The 19,108-nt window shown below is 63.8% G+C and carries 18 protein-coding genes; 5 read left to right on the forward strand and 13 right to left on the reverse strand.

Annotated features, from left to right (window positions below; genetic code table 11):
- Window positions 1–54: 54 nt before the first annotated feature.
- From AB4Y34_RS09940 to AB4Y34_RS09950, 3 genes are all read left to right on the forward strand, one after another.
- On the forward strand, window positions 55–1,224 hold the full coding sequence (locus tag AB4Y34_RS09940) for a porin (RefSeq protein ID WP_368716050.1): 1,170 nt from the start codon (window positions 55–57) through the stop codon (window positions 1,222–1,224).
- Between the two features lie 304 nt (window positions 1,225–1,528).
- Window positions 1,529–2,821, forward strand: coding sequence for an MFS transporter (locus AB4Y34_RS09945; RefSeq protein ID WP_368715913.1), 1,293 nt, complete (start codon window positions 1,529–1,531; stop codon window positions 2,819–2,821).
- A 43-nt stretch (window positions 2,822–2,864) separates the two neighbouring features.
- Window positions 2,865–3,917 carry a serine hydrolase gene (locus AB4Y34_RS09950; protein ID WP_176381067.1) on the forward strand — a complete coding sequence of 351 codons (1,053 nt, stop codon included), beginning with the start codon at window positions 2,865–2,867 and terminating at the stop codon, window positions 3,915–3,917.
- Window positions 3,918–4,003: 86 nt separating this feature from the next.
- Here AB4Y34_RS09950 and AB4Y34_RS09955 read toward each other — a convergent pair whose 3' ends face one another.
- From AB4Y34_RS09955 to AB4Y34_RS09970, 4 genes are all read right to left on the reverse strand, one after another.
- Window positions 4,004–5,737 carry an IlvD/Edd family dehydratase gene (locus AB4Y34_RS09955; RefSeq protein ID WP_176381068.1) on the reverse strand — a complete coding sequence of 578 codons (1,734 nt, stop codon included), beginning with the start codon at window positions 5,735–5,737 and terminating at the stop codon, window positions 4,004–4,006.
- A gap of 226 nt (window positions 5,738–5,963) precedes the next feature.
- A complete protein-coding gene (locus AB4Y34_RS09960; RefSeq protein WP_368715914.1) occupies window positions 5,964–6,389 on the reverse strand; it encodes a DUF1801 domain-containing protein in 426 nt (141 codons plus the stop codon).
- Between the two features lie 122 nt (window positions 6,390–6,511).
- Window positions 6,512–7,366 (reverse strand): lysostaphin resistance A-like protein, encoded by an 855-nt coding sequence (locus tag AB4Y34_RS09965; RefSeq protein WP_368715915.1) that lies wholly within the window; start codon window positions 7,364–7,366, stop codon window positions 6,512–6,514.
- Between the two features lie 123 nt (window positions 7,367–7,489).
- Window positions 7,490–8,281 (reverse strand): DUF899 domain-containing protein, encoded by a 792-nt coding sequence (locus AB4Y34_RS09970; RefSeq protein WP_368715916.1) that lies wholly within the window; start codon window positions 8,279–8,281, stop codon window positions 7,490–7,492.
- 241 nt (window positions 8,282–8,522) lie between these two features.
- Between AB4Y34_RS09970 and AB4Y34_RS09975 the strand changes: the two genes are divergently transcribed.
- Window positions 8,523–8,966 carry a glyoxalase/bleomycin resistance/extradiol dioxygenase family protein gene (locus tag AB4Y34_RS09975; protein ID WP_176381071.1) on the forward strand — a complete coding sequence of 148 codons (444 nt, stop codon included), beginning with the start codon at window positions 8,523–8,525 and terminating at the stop codon, window positions 8,964–8,966.
- Window positions 8,967–9,021: 55 nt separating this feature from the next.
- On the opposite strand, the gene AB4Y34_RS09980 is transcribed toward AB4Y34_RS09975, so the two are convergent.
- The 9 genes from AB4Y34_RS09980 to AB4Y34_RS10020 all read right to left on the reverse strand — a co-directional run bounded on the left by AB4Y34_RS09980 (window position 9,022) and on the right by AB4Y34_RS10020 (window position 17,801).
- Entirely contained in the window at window positions 9,022–9,399 is a 378-nt protein-coding gene (locus AB4Y34_RS09980; RefSeq protein WP_176381072.1) for a BON domain-containing protein, read from the reverse strand.
- A 30-nt stretch (window positions 9,400–9,429) separates the two neighbouring features.
- A complete protein-coding gene (locus tag AB4Y34_RS09985) occupies window positions 9,430–10,575 on the reverse strand; it encodes a porin (RefSeq protein WP_368715917.1) in 1,146 nt (381 codons plus the stop codon).
- Between the two features lie 139 nt (window positions 10,576–10,714).
- Complete coding sequence (locus tag AB4Y34_RS09990; RefSeq protein WP_368715918.1) at window positions 10,715–12,340, reverse strand: 3-(methylthio)propionyl-CoA ligase; 1,626 nt, start codon at window positions 12,338–12,340, stop codon at window positions 10,715–10,717.
- Window positions 12,328–12,705: a Rieske (2Fe-2S) protein gene (locus AB4Y34_RS09995; RefSeq protein ID WP_368715919.1), complete on the reverse strand. Its 378-nt coding sequence runs from the start codon at window positions 12,703–12,705 to the stop codon at window positions 12,328–12,330. Before AB4Y34_RS09995 ends, AB4Y34_RS09990 begins: the two co-directional genes overlap by 13 nt.
- Window positions 12,706–12,737: 32 nt before the next feature.
- A complete protein-coding gene (locus AB4Y34_RS10000; RefSeq protein ID WP_368715920.1) occupies window positions 12,738–13,304 on the reverse strand; it encodes an RBBP9/YdeN family alpha/beta hydrolase in 567 nt (188 codons plus the stop codon).
- Between the two features lie 18 nt (window positions 13,305–13,322).
- Complete coding sequence (locus tag AB4Y34_RS10005; RefSeq protein ID WP_368715921.1) at window positions 13,323–14,171, reverse strand: TauD/TfdA dioxygenase family protein; 849 nt, start codon at window positions 14,169–14,171, stop codon at window positions 13,323–13,325.
- 10 nt (window positions 14,172–14,181) lie between these two features.
- Window positions 14,182–15,162: a quinone oxidoreductase gene (locus AB4Y34_RS10010; protein ID WP_176381077.1), complete on the reverse strand. Its 981-nt coding sequence runs from the start codon at window positions 15,160–15,162 to the stop codon at window positions 14,182–14,184.
- 106 nt (window positions 15,163–15,268) lie between these two features.
- Window positions 15,269–16,591, reverse strand: a complete 1,323-nt coding sequence (locus tag AB4Y34_RS10015; RefSeq protein ID WP_368715922.1) for an MFS transporter — start codon at window positions 16,589–16,591, stop codon at window positions 15,269–15,271.
- A 154-nt stretch (window positions 16,592–16,745) separates the two neighbouring features.
- The gene (locus AB4Y34_RS10020; RefSeq protein ID WP_176381079.1) at window positions 16,746–17,801 is read right to left on the reverse strand and encodes a 3-keto-5-aminohexanoate cleavage protein; all 1,056 of its coding nucleotides are present in this window, start codon (window positions 17,799–17,801) and stop codon (window positions 16,746–16,748) included.
- 241 nt (window positions 17,802–18,042) lie between these two features.
- Between AB4Y34_RS10020 and AB4Y34_RS10025 the strand changes: the two genes are divergently transcribed.
- Window positions 18,043–19,044 (forward strand): AraC family transcriptional regulator, encoded by a 1,002-nt coding sequence (locus AB4Y34_RS10025; RefSeq protein ID WP_176381080.1) that lies wholly within the window; start codon window positions 18,043–18,045, stop codon window positions 19,042–19,044.
- Window positions 19,045–19,108 lie beyond the last annotated feature (64 nt).

The following is a 19,108-nucleotide window of genomic DNA, read 5'->3' on the forward strand; positions in this document are numbered from 1 at the left end:
AGCGCGTCGCGATCGCCAAAATTCGCTAACTCGGAGAAGTATGTTGAACAAGAAATCCTGACCGCCGCTACGTTTGCCGTCTTCGCCTCCGCCGCTCACGCACAAAGCAGCGTCACGCTGTACGGCCTGATCGATGCGGGTATCAGCTACGTGAACAACTCGAAAACGTCCACCGGCCATAGCAGCCTGACCAAGTACGACGACGGCGTCGCGCAAGGCAGCCGTTGGGGTCTGCGTGGCACGGAAGACCTCGGCAACGGCCTGAAGGCGCTGTTCGTATTGGAAAACGGCTTCAACAGCGGTAACGGCACCGCCGGCCAGGGCGGCGCGATGTTCGGTCGCCAGGCCTATGTCGGTGTGTCGCAGAACGACATCGGCTCGCTGACGTTCGGCCGCCAGTACTCGTTCTCGACCGACTACCTCGGCTCGAACTACTCGACCGGCGGCCTGACCGTCGCGGGCAACTACGCTTACCACATCAACGACGTCGACCAGCTCACCTCGAGCCGTATCAACAACTCGGTCAAGTTCAGCAGCGCGAACTTCTCGGGCCTGACCTTCGGCGCGATGTACGGCTTCTCGAACACGGCAGGCGGCTTTGCCGGCACGCCGGGTACGGGCACGTCGGCTGCACCGGTTGCGGGTTCGTCGCGCGCTTACAGCTTCGGCGCGAACTATGCGAACGGCCCGTTCGGTATCGGCGCAGCGTACACGGATATCCGTTACCCGGGCCAGGCATCGCCGGCCTTCTCGACTTCACTGGCTAACGTGAGCTTCCCGACGCTCGGCACCGGTCAGATCCAGGATCTGCGCTCGTTCGGCGTTGGCGGCCGCTACGCATTCGGTCCGGCGACGCTGTGGGCCCTGTACACGAACACCCGCCTCGCCCCGATCTCGGGCGGCTCGACCACGTTCGCAGCCTACGAAGCGGGCGCGAAGTACGCGGTCACGCCGGCTATCACGGCAGGCGCGGGCTACACGTACATGCACCTGAGCGGCGCGAACGTCGGTCACTGGAACCAGGTTAACCTGAGCGGCGACTACGCGCTGTCGAAGCGCACGGACGTCTACGTGCTGGGCATCTATCAGATCGCATCGGGCCACAACGCCGCAACTGGCGACCTGCAGGCACAGATCGGTTCGAGCACGAGCTACTTCAACACGTCGGGCGTCGGCGCCGACAACCAGCTCGCGTTCCGCGTCGGTATGCGTCACAAGTTCTAAGCAGACGGTTCGCGGTGGGGAACACTCGTGTTCCCTGCTGGCTGGATCGATGGAAAGCGCCCTACGGGGCGCTTTTTCTTTTTTGCGGCGCGAAATCGCTCAAGGCAACGCCGGATTCCGATCACGCCCGTCAGCAATTCGACGCAGGCTGCGCTTTGCCGTTTCGGCAACGATATCTGCCAAATATTGTAATTGTCTATAAATATCGGCCACCCCAACATCGAGTCACACGCTTCAATCCCGCGCCCGCGCCGCTCACGCGACCCTGCCGGCGCACCTCCCAATGCCGCCCGAGGACTTCGACATGAGCATGGACTCCGCAACCACCGCCGACGCGCTCGCGCGGCACACCTCGCGCTCGAGCGTATCGCGGCTGATTCTCGCGACCTCGATCGGCAACGCGCTGGAGTTCTACGATCTGGTCGTCTACGGCTACTTCGCGGCCGTGCTGTCGCGTACGTTTTTTCCGGTGCACGACCGCACCGTGTCGCTGCTGCTCACGCTCGGCACCTTCGCGCTGTCGTATCTCGCGCGACCGATCGGCGCGCTCGCACTCGGCTCGTTCAGCGACCGCAAAGGCCGCAAGGCATCGCTGACGCTATCGATTGCAATGATGACGCTCGGCACCGGCATGATCGCGCTGATGCCGTCGTATGCGGCGATCGGCGTGCTCGCGCCGATCGGCGTATTCGCGTCGCGGCTGTTGCAGGGCTTCTCGGCGGGCGGCGAGTTCGGCAGCTCGACCGCGTTTCTGATCGAACATGCGCCCGAGCGCAAGGGCTTCATGGCGAGCTGGCAGTTCTCGAGCCAAGGCGCGAGCACGCTGCTCGCGTCGCTGTTCGGCGCGGTGTTGACGAGCACGCTGAGCACCGCGCAACTCGAAGGCTGGGGCTGGCGCATTCCATTCCTGTTCGGCCTGCTGATCGGTCCGGTCGGGCTGTACATTCGCCGCCGCATCGACGAAACGCCGGAATTCGAGCGCGCGGAGAAATCCGCCGCGCCGGTGCGAGAACTGCTCGCGACGCAAAAGGAACAGGTGCTCGTGTCGATCGGCGCGCTCGTGCTGACCACCACGGCCAACTACATGCTGCTCTACATGCCGACCTACGCGGCGCGGCAACTCGGGCTCGCGCCGTCGTCGGGCTTCATCGCGACGCTCGCGGCCGGTCTGATCATGATGGTGCTCACGCCGATCGTCGGTCATCTGTCCGACAAGGTGGGCCGCGTGCGCATCATGCTCTGCGCCGGTGCGCTGTTCTTCGCGACCGTCTATCCGGCCTTCATGCTGATGAACGCGCATCCTTCGCTCGGCTCGTTGCTGGCCGCGGTCACGTGGGTCGCGATGCTGAAGGCGACCTACTTCGCGCCGATTCCGGCCATGATGTCCGAGCTGTTTCCGACCCGCACGCGAACGACCGGCATGGCGTTCGGCTACAACATCGGCACCACCGTGTTCGGCGGCTTCACGCCGCTCGCGGTCGCCGCGCTGATCGCGGCAACCGGCAATAACCTCGCACCCGGCCTCTATCTGATGCTCGCGGCCGTGCTCAGCCTTTTCACCGTGATGTGGGCACGCGTGCGACTGCACGCACGCTGAGTCCCTGCCTAGCGAGCTTCGTCGAACCGACAGGAACTTTTCCATGCAAGACCGTTTGCAACAAGCCGTGCAGTTCGCGGTGGATCATGAATCGCTTTGGGACCGCCACGTGGGTGGCGCGTGGGGTGTGCACGTGAACGACCCGCCGCCGTGGAACAAGCTGCTCGGTCCCGTGCATGATCGCGGGCCGGTATCGGGTGCGATCGCCGTCGACGGCCGCGTGCTGACGAGCTGGGGCGAGCCGGATCGCGCGGATCTGACCTTCAGCGTCGCAAAGATGTACCTCGCGCTGCTCGCCGGCGTCGCGCACGATCGCGGCCTGTTGCCCGACGTCGATGAGCCGGTGCGCGTGCGCGTGCCCAACATCGGCTTCGACGACGAACACAACGCGCCGATCAGCTGGGCGCATCTGCTACAGCAAACCAGCGAATGGCGCGGCACGTACTTCGGTTTGTCGGATCAGGCGGATCACTACCGCGCGGTCAATTTCGCCGCGCCGCCCGATGGCAAAAAAGGCGACCCGCGTCCGCTGCAACGGCCGGGCAGCTACTGGGAATACAACGACGTCCGCATCAACCAGTTCTCGCTCGCACTGCTGCATCTGTTCCGTCAGCCGCTGCCCGAGGTGTTTCGCGAAGCGATCATGCGGCCAACTGGTGCGAGCGAAAATTGGCAATGGGTCGGCTACGACGACGCGTGGGTCGAAATCGACGGGCGACGCATGCAGCCGGTGCCGGGCGGCACGCACTGGGGCGGCGGCATGTCGGTGAGCGCGAACGATCAGTTGAAGGTCGCGCAGATGCTGCTCGATGACGGCGTCGCGAACGGCCAGCGCGTGCTGTCGTCCGAATGGATCGCGCGCATGCGTACGCCGTGCGCGATCGCGCCTTTCTATGGCTACCTCGTGTGGCTCAACACCGGGCGCAAGGTGTTCCCGAGCGTGCCGGAATCGAGCTATTTCGGCATCGGCGCGGGAAGTTCGTTCACGTGGGTCGAACCGGAGCGGCGCATGACGGTGGTCGTGCGCTGGCTGAACCCGGCCGCGGCGAACGAGTTCTTCGGGCTTGTGCTCGACGCGGTCGATAACCTCGGCTGATAGCCGCCAATCAAGAAAATGCGGGCGATGCACGAATGCATCGCCCGCATGGTCATGGGTCGAGCCGTTATCGTTGCAACGGCGCGTCAGTGCGAATGCCGCGGCACCGCGGAGCCTCGACACCCAACGAGGAAGTCGAGGTCGCAGCCCTCATCGGCCTGCAACACGTGATCGATATAGAGGCGCCGGTAGCCGCCACCTTCCGGCGGCTCGGGCGGCACATGCTTCGCGAGACGGCGCTCGAGCTCCGCGTCGCTGATATCGAGGTGCAGCGTGCCCGCGTCACAGTCGAGCTCGATCCAGTCGCCGTCCTGCACCGCGGCGAGCGGGCCGCCGGCCGCCGCTTCCGGCGTCACGTGCAGCACCACGGTACCGTACGCGGTGCCGCTCATGCGCGCATCGGAAATCCGCACCATGTCCTTCACGCCCTGCTTCAGCAGCTTCGGCGGCAGGCCCATGTTGCCGACTTCAGCCATGCCCGGATAACCCTTCGGCCCGCAGTTCTTCATCACCAGCACCGAGTTCGCATCGACCTCGAGCGTTTCGTCGACGATGCGCGACTTGTAGTGCTCGAAGTTCTCGAACACGACCGCGCGTCCGCGATGCTTGAGCAACTCGGGCGTCGCCGCCGACGGCTTCAGCACCGCGCCGCGCGGCGCGAGATTGCCGCGCAGCACGCGAATGCCGCCATCGGCGACGAGCGGCTTGTCGAGCGGACGGATCACTTCGTCGTTGGTGTTGGGCGCATCCTTCACGTTGTCCCACAGCGTCTTGCCGTTGACCGTCAAAGCCTCCGGATGCGGCAGCAGGTTCGCTTCGCCGAGCCGGCGCAGCACGGCCGGCAGACCGCCCGCGTAATAAAACTCTTCCATCAGGAAACGGCCCGACGGCATCAGGTCGACGATCGTCGGCGTGTCGCGGCCGATGCGCACCCAGTCGTCGAGTTCGAGATCGACACCGATGCGCCCCGCGATCGCCTTCAGATGAATCACCGCATTGGTCGAGCCGCCGATTGCCGCATTGACGCGAATCGCGTTGGTGAACGCCTCGCGCGTGAGGATCTTCGACAGCTTCAGGTCTTCGAGCGCCATCTCGACGATGCGGATGCCCGACATATGCGCGAGCACATAGCGGCGCGAATCGACCGCGGGAATCGCCGCGTTGTGCGGCAGCGACGTGCCGAGCGCCTCGGCCATGCAGGCCATCGTCGACGCGGTGCCCATCGTGTTGCAGGTGCCCGCCGAGCGCGACATGCCCGCCTCGGCCGACAGAAACTGATGCAGATCGATCTCGCCGGCTTTCAGCGATTCGTGCAGCTGCCACACCGCGGTGCCCGAGCCGATGTTCTTGCCGTCGAGCTTGCCGTTCAGCATCGGGCCGCCGGTCACGACGATCGCCGGCACGTCGCAGCTCGCCGCGCCCATCAGGAGCGCGGGGGTCGTCTTGTCGCAGCCGGTCAGCAGCACCACCGCGTCGATCGGATTGCCGCGGATCGCCTCCTCGACGTCCATCGCCGCGAGATTGCGCGTGAGCATCGCGGTCGGACGCAGATTCGATTCGCCGTTCGAAAACACCGGGAACTCGACCGGGAAGCCGCCCGCTTCGTAGATGCCGCGCTTCACATGCTCGGCGAGCTTGCGAAAGTGCGCGTTGCACGGTGTCAGCTCGGACCACGTGTTGCAAATACCGATCACAGGGCGCCCGTCGAACTCATGATCCGGGATGCCCTGATTCTTCATCCAGCTTCGATACATGAAGCCGTTCTTGTCAGCCGTGCCGAACCATTCGGCCGAGCGCAATTTCCGCTTTTTTTCCGACATGCTAGGTCCTTGATGCATGCGCCGGGACCCTCACCGGCATATTTGACTGAAGCGGCCCACCCGGCGCCACGGCGCAAGGCTTGCCGCTCAATGTCCAGGGATGGTGAAGTGTACGGAGCGGGGTGATATCTTTCCAATTATATTTTCGGCGATATCGATATCAGTTCTGGTATCCATACACCGCGACCGGCGGCGCGGCGGGGCCGGCGAACAGACCGTGCTGGCTTCAGGCGTCGCCGGGCGTCGGCTCACGGCTGGTTTTCGGTACTGCGCCGCGCGTATTCTTCTTCAGATGACTCTGGTTATAGTCGATCGCGGCGCGGATCAGCGCTTTAAGTGCGCGCTCGTCGACCTCGTCGCGCTCGAAGAAGTCGATCGCGCGCCGCGCGTTGCCTTCGAGGCCCGCGTTGAACAAACCGTCCGGGTCGGCCAGGCCCGCCCCGTGCGCGAAGGTCAGCTTGACCTTACCCTTGTGCGCGTTGGCGACCGCGATCATGCCGTCGCGCGACCAGACCGGACTACCCATCCACTTGAATTCCTCGACGATCGCCGGGTCCGCCGCCAGCACGCATTGACGGATGCGAGCGAAGGTCGCGCCGCGCCAGTCGGTGAGTCCTGCGATCAGTTCGTCGATACGTTCGGATGCGTTCATCGGAATGCGGCCCTCGCAAACGGAAAAAACGAAGTGGTTGAATCGTCAGGATGCGGTAACGATCCAGTCATTGCTAATCTTCGCCTGGATTCGCGGTGGGCGCACGGCCGATCCACGTAGTTTCACAGCTTGCCCGCAGGCTGCAGCATCGGATACGTGAAGAAGAAAAAGTGGACCACGTTCAGCCCGAAATGTGTGAGCACCGCCGCAGATAAGCCGCCGAAGCGATACGCCAGCCCATAGCCGATGCCCGCCACACTCCCGAGCACGATCCACTGCCATCCGCCCGCGCCATGTGCGAGGCCGAACAGCGCGGCCGCCACGCATAGCGCGAGCAGGTCCGCCCTTTTCCAGCGCGCGAACAGTCGCGTCAGACCGCCTTGCAGATAGCCGCGAAACAACGCCTCTTCGGTAAGCGTGACGAGAAAGAGATTGTTCACCAACCACAGCACGCTGTCCGCGGGCCGCTTCGGCGCCCATCCGACGATCGCCAGCGACAACGCAACGGCCATGCAGGCCGCGACCGTGATCAGCCAACCGGCGACGCCGGCGACTAACCACGTGCGCAGCGCGTGCGGCGGCCGAATCCACGGCAAGGCGAGCAGCAGCCAGAAGCCGATCAGCGGCTTGTCGAAATTGAGGTACATCGTGAAGGGCACGGCATCCGGCGTGAGATGCACGGGGCCGATCACGCGTGGGTTATGAAAGCCGGGTAGCCAATGCAGGCTGAGCCCGATCGCGAGCGCGACGAACAGCAGATGACCAGCGTATCGAACGTAACGCTGGCGAGCCGGCGACACCGCGTACGCGGCCACGCCGAGCAGCGCAATGGCGACGCTCGCGAAAGGGCCGAGCTGCCCGGTCGCCAACGCCGTGCCGTATCCGATCACGAGCAGGCCGACGCCCAGCCAGCGAAACGTGCTGGCCCACGTCGCCGGCGCGGCGAGGAAAATCGCGATCCACGGTAGTGCGAACATAGATAGGTTCGAAGTCAGGCTGCGTGCGAGCGTGACTCTAGCATTCCAATACCGCTGGACCGCGAGAACGGCCGTCCCGTACGTTGGCGAACGTCGTTTCTCCGAGTGACGATTCGTCAGGCGCTACTCGTCGTGCTTCCGAAATGCGGCCTCGCCGGCATCCGACACCTCGACCCACTTCGGATCGGGAGCCGCGCCGGGGACGTAAGTGTCGTGCCAGTTCCACCACTTGTACGGCCGGCTCTGTGGGTAGCCCTCCGGCGAATCCTCCCACGTCTCCTGCCGCCCGAGCGCCGTCATGTCGAGGTAGCTCCAGACCGTGCCCATCGCCTCGTCGCCACGCCCGTTAATGAAGTACGTTCGGAACACTCGCTCGCCGTCGCGGATGAACGCGTTGTGGCCGTGCCATTCGTCCACGCCGAAGTCGGCGTCGAAGCTGTCGGTGATCGTGTACCAGGGAATCATCTCCCAGCCCATCCGGGCCTTCAGCCGCGCAATATCGGCTTGCGGTGCGCGGGACGCGTACACGAGGGTCGTGTCGCGAGCGTGCAAATGCGCAAGGTGGGAGACCTGATCGGCCCCCAGGGAACAGCCAATGCACGCGTGCTCTGGCCATCCGTGCACGCCGGGCTCGAAAAAGGCGCGATAGATGACCAGCTGACGGCGGCCTTCGAAGAGATCGAGCAGGTTCACTCTGCCTTGCGGCCCGTCGAACGCATACGCTTTTTCCACGGCAAGCCATGGCATCCGACGCCGCTCGGCGGCCAGCGCGTCGCGGGCACGTGTCAAGGCTTTTTCCTTGACGAGCAACTGCTCGCGCGCGGCCTCCCACTCTTGCCGCGACACGGCCGGCGGTGTCTTCATCGCAGGCTGTCCATCTTTCCCACTCTTCTCAGGTGACTTGTTCGTCGTCATCGCAACCTCCGGGTTAGAGCGATGTCCTGTGCGTTCGGGTCGGAAGGCGATTCGCTCGCCTTGCATCGCTCGCTGTTGATGAAGGTTCAGTTTACGCCGCCGGTCATCGAGTGATGGGAGTGACAAATGTGACGCGATTCCGGATTCACGGAGGGCCAAACCCGGCTGTCTACTTCTAATGTAATCTGCCGCAACGACCATGACGTCCCATCAATCATTCGCCCACCACCTGGAGGTGACGATGAGCGCGATCCATGAGGTCTACCCCTATCTGCGCGTGCGCAATGCCGCGCAGGCGATTGAGTTCTACGCACAGGCATTCGGCGGCATCGAACAGTTTCGCCTGACCGAGCCAGGCGGCCGCATCGGTCATGCCGAAGTGAAGATCGGTCCCGCGATCGTGATGCTGTCCGATGAATATCCCGAGCACGACATGCTCGGCCCGAGCGGCGACAGCCGGCCGGGCGTGCTGCTGCATATCCACTGCGACGACGTCGACCAGCTATTCGCACAAGCGGTCAAAGCGGGCGCAACCGTGGTCCTCCCGCTAACCGATCATTTTTATGGCGAGCGCTCGGCGACCGTGCGCGATCCGTTCGGCCACGAATGGCAGCTCGGCGCGCAGATCGAAGCGCTCACGCCTGAAGAGATGCAGCGCCGTTACACGGCGCTGTTCGACGGCTAGTGGGTTATTGTAGTGAGCTCCTCGCGCTTTGATTCCCCCGATGCGTGAGCTCTTTTTACTGCCCGCCGAACGGCTTTTGCACGGTAAGCTTGTTGGTCACCGAAGTCACGCCCGGAACGCCCTTCGCGATCTCCGCGACCTGATTGATCTGGGAAGCGTCGGTGACCGTGCCGCTCAGCGTCACCGCGCCGCCTTTTGCGACGACGCTGATATTGCCGGCGCTGATCTCCTTGTGCTTGCCGATCGCGGCATACACCTGCCGACGCAGTGCGCGATTCGCTTGCCTCGGGCTGGCGGGAGCGGCCGCGCTACCTGACATCGCGGGCGCGCCCGAAGCTGCGCTGGCCGTCTGCCCCGACTGCGACCATGCGCTGCTCGACGCGGCCAGAATCAATGCGGCAATCGCCAGCGCGCGTGCCTGAATGCTTTTCATCGAATACTCCAGTTGTTATAGGTGACGTAATCAGAAGGTATGGCGGATGCCGACCATGGCCGCCGTCGTGGACACGCCAGGCGCAACCGGGGCGCCATAGATGATGGTCTGGTTCATGGTCCCCTTGTTGGCCACATAACCCACCTGCGCGTAAGCCTTGGTGCGCTGGGACAGGTTGTATTCCGCACCCACCGCGAATTCGCTCGAATGGTTCGCCGAGTTGTTCTTGTCTTTCAGGTAGTAGTACCCGGACGTGACCTTGAAACGCGGATTGAACTGGTAGCCAAGGCCCCCCGAAATCATTTCGAAGTCGGCGGTGCTGCTATGCGCCGGGTTCTTGCCGGCGCCATACGAGGCCGACACCGAAAATCCGGCGATCGTGTACATCGCACCGAAATAGTAGAAACGGTTGTTCGCCAGCCCGGTCGCAGGGATGGCGGGTGCCGCCGGGTACGTGATCGGGAACGGGTTGGTATCGTGGCCGTTGTAATACACCGCGGACAGATTTAAACCGTAGTTCGAATACCTGGCCACGGCCGACTCGCGCGTGCCGCCCTGGAAATGACCGGCGACGCCGCCCGGCGCGTACTCGAGCGCAAGCGATGCGCCGTAAAATTTCGGCGAGTTATAGACGAGCGCATTGCTGTCGTACAGCGCGCCGATCGGCGCGTTCGTGCTCGTACCCGGCCAGCCGGCCGCCTGATTGATGCCCAGCCACGCGGTCAGAATACTGCCGAAATACTGCGCGCCGCGCACGTCGGTTTCCGCCATCGCGTAGATCATCGGAATGATCTGCCGGCCGGCGTCGAAGGTACCGAAGGGTCCGGACACGCCGATCGTCGCGAACTGGTTGAAGATCGCGGTGGTGCCCGGCGTATCGGACAGGCCGAACTTGCCGTTCGTGGAGTTGAATACGCCCTGCAGCTTGAAATTGACCTTATAGCCGCCGCCGATGTCTTCGCTGCCTTTCAAACCCCAGAAGCTCGCATAGATACCGCCGTCCTTCAGCTGATAAATCTTGCCCGTGTTCGGCGCGTGCGGCAGGAAGGTGGCCGCCGAAGTGCTCTGATACAGGAAACCCGTATCGATCACGCCATAGAGCGTCACTGACGACTGCGCATGAGCTGCGGTGGCGAAAATGGCCAACACGATAGCGCTGCTTGACTTCAACTTCATTGCGTCTCCTTCGCGTACCGGCGGTGGCGCAAAAGCCCATGCTGCGGTCGCTTCAAATGATTGGTGATTTTGTGTGCGCCCGGGCGTGACCGGCCGCGTTGTTGCGTGAATCGAACCGCGTCGCTGCGCAAGCCGTGCGTCAGGGCAAGTAGTAATTCCCGTATTGATCGCGTAACTGGTTCTTCAGCACCTTGCCGGTTGCGCCGATAGGCACCGTGTCGACGAACACCACGGCATCGGGGGTCCACCAGCGCGCGACCCGGCCGTTGAAGAAGGACAGCAGTTCGTCGCCGGCCAGCTCGCTGCCCGGCTTTTTCACGACCAGCAGCAGCGGCCGTTCGTCCCACTTCGGATGCCGCGCGGCGATACACACTGCAGTCGAGACTTCCGGATGCAGATACGCGACGTTTTCGATGGCCGCCGAACTGATCCATTCGCCGCCCGACTTGATCACATCCTTGCTGCGATCGGTGATCTGCATGAAGCCGAGCCGATCGATCGTCGCGATGTCGCCGGTCGGAAACCAGCCGTCGCACAGCGGCGACTCGACGTCGGCGCCGAAGTACTGTTGCGTGACCCAGTGGCCGCGCACCTGCAGATCGCCAGCGCTCTCGCCGTCCCACGGCAATTCATTGCCGTGCGAGCCGACGATCCGCATGTCGATGCCGAACAGCGCACGTCCCTGCTTCGCCTGCACCCGGTATTGCTCGTCCATCGGCAGCGACTGCTGATGCGCCTTGAAGCTGCAGACCGTGCCGATCGGGCTCAATTCGGTCATGCCCCAGGCGTGCAGCACCTCGACCCGATGGCGCTTCTGGAACGCCTCGGTCATCGCGGTCGGACACGGCGCGCCGCCGATCACCGTGCGCCGCATCGACGAAAAGGTGCCGCCCATCGCATCGACATGCGTGAGCAGTCCCTGCCACACGGTCGGCACGCCGGCCGACAGCGTCACGCGTTCCGTCTCGATCAGTTCATAGAGCGACTTGCCGTCGAGCGCGGGCCCCGGAAACACCAGCTTCGCGCCGACCATGCAGGCGATGTAGGGCAGTCCCCACGCGTTCACATGGAACATCGGTACGACCGGCAGAATCACGTCGCGCGCGGAACAGTTCAGCGCATCGGGCAACGCCGCCGCGTAGGTGTGCAGCACGGTAGAGCGATGGCTGTACAGCACGCCCTTCGGATTGCCGGTGGTGCCCGACGTGTAGCACAGCGACGACGCGCTGTTTTCGTCGAGCAGCGGCCATTCGAAGACGTCGTCGTGCAGCTCCAGCAGATCTTCGTAGCACATCAGCATGCCGTCCAGCTCGTTCGCTTTCGGCATGTGCGCGCGATCGGTCAACGCCACGAATACCTTCGGGCTCTTCACCCGGGGCGCGACGCTCTCGATCAGCGGCAGAAACGTCAGGTCGAAGAACACCACACGATCTTGCGCATGCTCGATGATGTATTCGAGCTGGTCGACGTGCAGTCGCGGGTTCAGCGTATGCAGCACGGACCCGGAGCCCGATACCGCGAAATACAGCTCCATGTGGCGATAGCCGTTCCACGCGAGCGTCGCGACGCGCTCGCCCTGGCCGACGCCGAGCGTTGCCAGTGCGTTGGCCATGCGGCGCGCGCGCTGCGCGAGGTGCCGATACGAATAACGATGGACGTCTCCTTCCACGCGTCGCGACACGATTTCCTGTTCGCCGTGATGGCGCTCCGCGTGCGTGAGCAGCGCCGACACCAGCAGCGACTGCTGCATCATCAAGCCTTGCATCTTTCCGTCTCCTGATGGGTTGTGGCGTCTCGCTCATGCGAGGGCGTCGCATTCGGCTCGTCGAGACTCACCACCACCTTTGAATTCATTATTTCGACCGGGAAGGTCGTCACACTCAATCCGCCTGTTCCCGCCATGCAGCCCGTGCGCACGTCGAAGCGCAGACCGTGCGCCGGACAGCGCAACATGCAACCTTCCAGCTGGCCGCTAGAAAGCGCGGCCCCGTTGTGCGGACAGGTGTTGTCGATGGCGTGAAGCGTGCCTGCGATGTTGAACAGCACGATGCTGCGGCCATCGATGAAGGCCAGCTTGCGCTGGCCCGGCGCGAGTTCGCCGGCGACCCCCACCACGATCCGACGCGACATTTCAGGCTCCTGCTGATCCGACGCTAGCCGCGTCACATCAGCACCAGGCGGCGAATCAACGTCTCCGCCATCGGCCATTCGCCAAAGCCCGAAGCGGGATTGAGGTGCCCGACTTCGCCGAGATCGACGAGGCGGCTGCCCCAGTCCTGCGCCATGTCCTGCACCCGCTCGAACCGTGCGAGCGGATCGTTGCGGCTCGCGCCGACGATGCTCGGAAACGGCAGACGCTTGCGCGGAATCGGCAGCCAGCCGTTCTGCTGAAGCGTATCCAGCTCCGGATAGCCCGCCGGCATCGGCGTCTCGAGGTCCGCGGGCGCCGCGAGCAGCGCGCCGTGAATCTCGCGCTTGTGCTGCGCCGCCCACTGCACGGCGATCATCACGCCCGCGCTATGCGCGACCAGAATGACCGGTCCGTCGATTCTCGCGAGTGCGGCATCGAGCGCCGCAACCCGTGCCTCGCAACTGAGCTTGTCGTGCTCGAGCGGCGGCACCGACAGCGCTTTCGGCAGCCGTTGCTGCAACAGGGTTTGCCAATGCTCGGCGACGTGGTCGCGCAAGCCCGGAACCATCAGAATGGTCGGTTTCAATTCGTAATTCATGGGAAGCTACTTGCTGATTCAGTACGGCTTGTCGCCGATGATGCCGGCGCGTTCCATCTTGCGATGACACGGCGGGTAGTCCATCACCGCATAGTGCTGCGTGCTGCGGTTGTCCCAGATCGCGATGCTGTTCTTCTGCCAGCGCCAGCGCACCTGGTACTCGGGGATGTACGCCTGGCTGATCAGATAGCGCAGCAGATCGCCCGCGCCGGGATTCGCGTCCTGACCGAAGCGCACCCGCTCCGGCGTATGAAAGTTCGTGAAATGGCTCGTGAAAGCGCTCACGAACAGCACCTTCTCTTCCGTTTCCGGATGCGTGCGCACGACCGGATGCTCCGCGTCCGGAAACTGCGCCTTCAGCGCCAGACGCTTTTCGATCGGCATCGCGGCACCGAAGCTCGCCTCGATGCTGTGGCGCGCGCGGAGGTCCGCGATCTGCGCCTTCACGTACGCCGGCAGATTTTCGTAGGCGAGGACCATGTTCGCCCACATCGTGTCGCCGCCGACGGGCGGACATTCCACGCAACGCAGCACCGCTCCGAACTGCGGCTTTTCGCGCCACGTGGCATCGGCATGCCAAGCGTTTTCGTAACGGTCGTTGGGCTGGTCCGGGGTCTTGTAGATACGCACGAGGCCCGGATTTTCCGGATCGCTGCCCGCGACCGGATGGTCTTCCAGTTCGCCGAAGCGGCGCGCGAACGCCACGTGTTCGGCGCGCGTGATGTCCTGGTCGCGCAGGAACAGCACCCGATGCTTCAGCAGCGCGGAGCGGATCTGGGCAAACAGGCCATCGTCGTAGATGGCGTGGGCAAGATTCACCCCGGTCAGCTCGGCGCCGATCGAGCACGTCAGTTGTTCGACACGCATGGCTAGCTCCTTAGATAACGAAGACCGACGAACCCGTCGTCTTGCGCGATTCCAGATCACGATGCGCTTGCGCCGCGTCCTCGAGCGCATAGCGCTGATTCAACTCGATCTTGATGCGGCCCGAGGCGATGAGCTCGAAGATGTCCCGAGCAAGCTCGTCCTTCTCGGCCGGATCGGCGATGTAGTCAGCCAGAGCCGGGCGGGTCAGATACAGCGAGCCTTTCATTGCCAGCAACTGCGGATTGAACGGCGGGATCGGGCCGGAGGCCGTGCCGACGCAAACCAGCAGACCGCGACGCTTCAGCGAGTCGAGCGAAGCCTCGAAGGTGTCCTTGCCGACGCTGTCGAACACGACGTTCACGCCGACGCCATCGGTCAGTTCGCGTACGCGCTTCGCGACATCTTCGCGGCTGTAGTTGATGATGTGATCGCAGCCGTGCGCACCGGCCACCTCGCCCTTCGCATCGCTCGACACCGTGCCGATCACGGTGAGACCCAGCAGCTTCGCCCACTGCGAAACGATCAGGCCGACACCGCCGGCGGCGGCATGCAGAAGGATCGTGTCGCCCACTTTGAAGGCGTGAATGCGGCGCATCAGGTACGCGGCGGTCAGGCCGCGCATGGTCATGCCGGCAGCCGTTTCGCAGTCGATCGCATCGGGCAGCCGGATCAGCGGCGCGGCGGGAATCAGGCGTTCGGTGCTGTACGCGCCGAGCGTGTTGATGAAACCCGTGTAGGTCACACGATCACCCACCGCGACGTTCGTGACGTCGGGGCCCACGGCCTCGACCACGCCCGCGGCCTCCACGCCCATTCCCGCGGGCAGCGGCACCGGATACAGGCCGCTGCGAAAGTAGGTATCGGCGAAATTGAGTCCCACGGCCTGATGGCGCAGGCGAACCTGACCGGGACCCGGGTTGCCCACTTCGACGTCCTCGTAGCGCAGGACCTCGGGACCACCGGTTTCATGAAAGCGCACTGCCTTTGCCATGTTGACTCTCCAATTCTTTACTTGATCTGCACTTCGCAGAGTTCGTTGCGCCCGACGCGCATTACAGGTTCTGTTGTCCGCGCCGTCCGCGCGGCACCATCCGATGTCAGCGTGCGGCTTGCTCGCGCAGCGTGTTGAGCCGATCGAGATCGCCGGAGTAGTTCCGTTTGCCGATCATGAATGCGGCGGCTGCGACGAGCGGTGCGAACGGCACCAGTTGCAACGCGCCCAGCAGTCCGATCCGATCGGCGATGATCCCCGTCAGAACAGCCGCCGGTGCGAGGCCCAGCAGGTTGTTCGCGAGCGTCAGCGTCGCAAACGCCGAGGCGTGAATGGTCGGCGGCGTGAGGTTCGCCACCATCGCACCCGACGGGCCGCTCGCTCCGGCGCAGAAGAACATGCCGACGCCGATCACGACCAGTTGCCACGGCCCCGCCGTCATCTGGAAGCCGATCGCGAGCAGGACGAAACAGGCGAGGCAGTAGGCGATCGCGGCACTCCACTTGCGTTGCCGCACGTTCTTGCTGAGCCGGTCTGCGAGGTTTCCGCACACCACCATGCCCACCCCGGTCACCAGCACGAACACCGCCGCGCACATCGCAGCCTTGCCGGTGGCCATGCCGTAGTAGCGATTCAGGAAGCTCGGCATCCACGCCCATACAGCGGCGGGAACCATCAGATGCAGACCGCTGCCCACATAGGCGCACACCACGGACTTCGTCGAAAACAAGCCCTTCATCAGCTCGCGCAGGCTCATGCGCATGCCGCGCGTTTGCGTCTGCTTCGTCACGCTCGCCGGCTGCAGCGGCGCAAGACGCTTTTCGGTGACGACGAGGCGGTAGATCACGACCAGCACGATCCCCATCGCGGCCATCGCGCCGAATGCCGAACGCCAGCCGAGGTGAGCCGCCACCGCGCCGCCGAGCGCCATGCCCAGCACCGAGCCGAACGCGCCGCCGGCCATGAAGGTGCCGGTCAGCGTGGAGCGCAGTCGCACCGGGAAGATGCTCAGGACAACTGCGATACCGACACTGCCATACGCCGCTTCGCCGATCCCGACGAAGGCACGCGCCAGCAGCAACTGCCCATAGTTGGCCGAGATCGCGCAGCCCACCGTCGCGAGACTCCACATCGCCGCCATCAGCACGATGCTCTTCACGCGGCCCCAGCGGTCGGCCAGCACCGACAGCGGGAACGTGAGCACACCGACCATCAGCGCGACCACGCTGCTGAGCGAACCCAGCTGCGCATCGGACAAATTCCATGCCGCTTTGAGCGGCGGAAACACGGCATTCAACACCTGCCGCGACATATAGTCGGAAAGCAGCAATCCGACCGTCAACGCGAACACCACCCACGCATAAGCGCGCACATCCGTCTGAGCTGCCGAAACTTCGCCCGTCGTGGGCGCTGCATGCTGAACGAGCATGTTTAGTCTCCTTCCACGCTGACTCCGTGGCGGCCGCCTTGCCCGCCTGGGCCGACGACCTGTTATGGATTCAGCTATCTGCTCCCGCGATGCAGCGGGAGCGTTACCCATGAAGCCCGGCCTCGGCCAACGCGTCGGCCCGGACTTCCGGCATTCACGCCGCGCGAAGCGGCAGGTTCTTGACGCCGGCCTGGCGGTTCGGCGCCATCCCGTTGGCGCTGAGCGTTTCTTCGACCGTCTCGTACTGCACACCAATACGATAGATCTCGCGGGCTTCTTTACCAGTGGCGATTTCGCGGCCCAGTTCGCGCGCGACGCGCACGCACTGCTCGATCTGCTGCACCGACGTGAAGCGCTTACCGTGCTGATCGATGATCGTGTCCTCGATGCCGCAGCGCGGATGCAGGCCCATCGACATCGCCATCATGTTGAACGGCAGCACGTTCTTCAGCAGCGACTCGGCGGTGACCGTGCAGCCATCCGGCGCGCGATGCACGAAGTTGAAGAAGTTGAACGGATTCGGGCCGTCGAAGCCGCCACCGATGCCGATCCACGTCAGGTTCAGCGGGCCCTTGTAGACGCCCTTGCGCACGAGGCGCTCGAGCGTTTCGAGCGCGTGAATGCCGGTGAGCTGAAAGTGCGGCTGGATGCCCGAAGCCTGCAGGCGGCGCAGATGCTCCTCGACCCATGCGGGACCGGCCGGAACAGTCATTTCGCTGTAGGCGGCCATGAACGCGGGGTGGGAAAGCGAGGTGCCCGCCAGATACTCGGGATAGAGCAACTCCATGATGTTCATCTGCGTGGTATTGATCGCGACCGTCACCTGATCGGGCTTCGGATCGAGCTCGGCCAGCATATGGCGCGTATCGTCGGACAGCCACTTCGCGGCCTGTCCGTCGTCTTCCGGTGCGAACGAGATCGAGCCGCCGACCTGAATGATCATGTCGGGCACAGCGGTACGCACACCCGCGATCAGTTCATTGAACTTCGACAGCCGTTTCGAGCCCTTGCCGTCCAGTTCGCGCACGTGCAGGTGCAGTACCGTGGCGCCGGCGTTGTAGCAATCGACGGCCTTCTGGATCTGCTGGTCCATCGTCACGGGGATGTCTTCCGGGAAGTCCGCGGGCATCCATTCCGGGCCGTAAGGGGCAGTGGTGATGACTACCTTGTCCTGATTCTCGGGGTGCAGCGAATCGTCGAGAAATTGCATTTGATTGCCTCCATCCAGTTGTGAGTGACGGTGTTCCGCTATCGCGAGGTCGCATGAAAATTTGCTGGAACACATCGAACGACATGTGCACACGATACGGGAATCAAGCGCTACACTTTTATGATTGGACGCCATCCTTTTAGCGATTCGTGCCACTGCGCGTTAACACCAATAATTGCGCGAAGCAAGCGTTTAATGACTAGAAAAAGACTCAGCGTTTGAATCGTCCGGAGAAACTACGATGGAAACGATGGTGACGTCGGTAGCCATGAGCGGTTATTTCGAAGTGGCGCGACGGCTCGGACTTAATCCGGTCGAGCTCGCGAAACAGGCCGGCATCGATGCCGGCGCGCTCGCGAATCCGGACGATCGCGTATCGGCCACCGCCTGTTGCCGGCTGCTCGAAATGACGGCCGAGAAGGCGTCGTGCCCGACCGTCGCGCTGCAAATGGCGGAAACCCGGCAGACCTTCGGCAGCGGCGTGATCAATGTCCTGCTCGCGCACAAGCGCACGCTGCGCGAAGTGTTGCTGGCCGCGGCCGAATACCGTCACCTGCTCAACGAAGCGCTGGCGGTGTACGTCGAGGACGCGGATAAAACGGTCACCATTCGGGAGGAACTCGTCGTCGAACCGGGTACCCCAACGAAGCAGGCGATCGAACTGGCACTCGGCGTCCTCGCGCGGCACTCCAGCGCTCTGCTCGGCAAGTTCTGGAAACCGCGAGAGGTCCATTTCACACACGCCGCACCCGCGGACCTGACGTTTCATCGGCGCTTCTTCGGTTGTCCGCTGCAGTTCGGCAGCGACTTCAACGGCTTCGTCTGCGCGAGCGCCGATCTCGACTACCCGAATCCGCTGGCCGATCCTGAACTCGTGCGCTATGCGGAAAGCCTCGCCTCGCCCAAGAACGCGAGCGCAGCGGAATCGGCCGCGCTGGAAGTGCGCAAGGCGATCTACCTGCTGCTGCCGCTCGAGCAGGCGAACGCGGAGCTGGTTGCACGTTATTTGCACCTGAGCGTGCGCACCATGCAACGGCAGCTGAGTTCGGCCGGTACCAGCTTTTCGGATCAGGTCGAGGAAGTCCGCGGCGAACTCGCGGTGCGCTACATGAGCAATCCCACCTACCCGATCGGACGGGTCTCGGCGCTGCTCGGCTACGCGCAACAGGGATCGTTCACGAACTGGTTCGTGTCGCGCTTCCACATGACGCCGCGCGACTGGCGCGCGAGCCATGCGAAGTGACGACGAAAAAAAACGGAGTGCGATGCACTGAACATCACACTCCGTCGTTGCGGCACACGCTATC

The sequence above is a fragment of the Paraburkholderia sp. BR10954 genome, assembly GCF_040965775.1.
Lineage (GTDB): Bacteria > Pseudomonadota > Gammaproteobacteria > Burkholderiales > Burkholderiaceae > Paraburkholderia > Paraburkholderia youngii.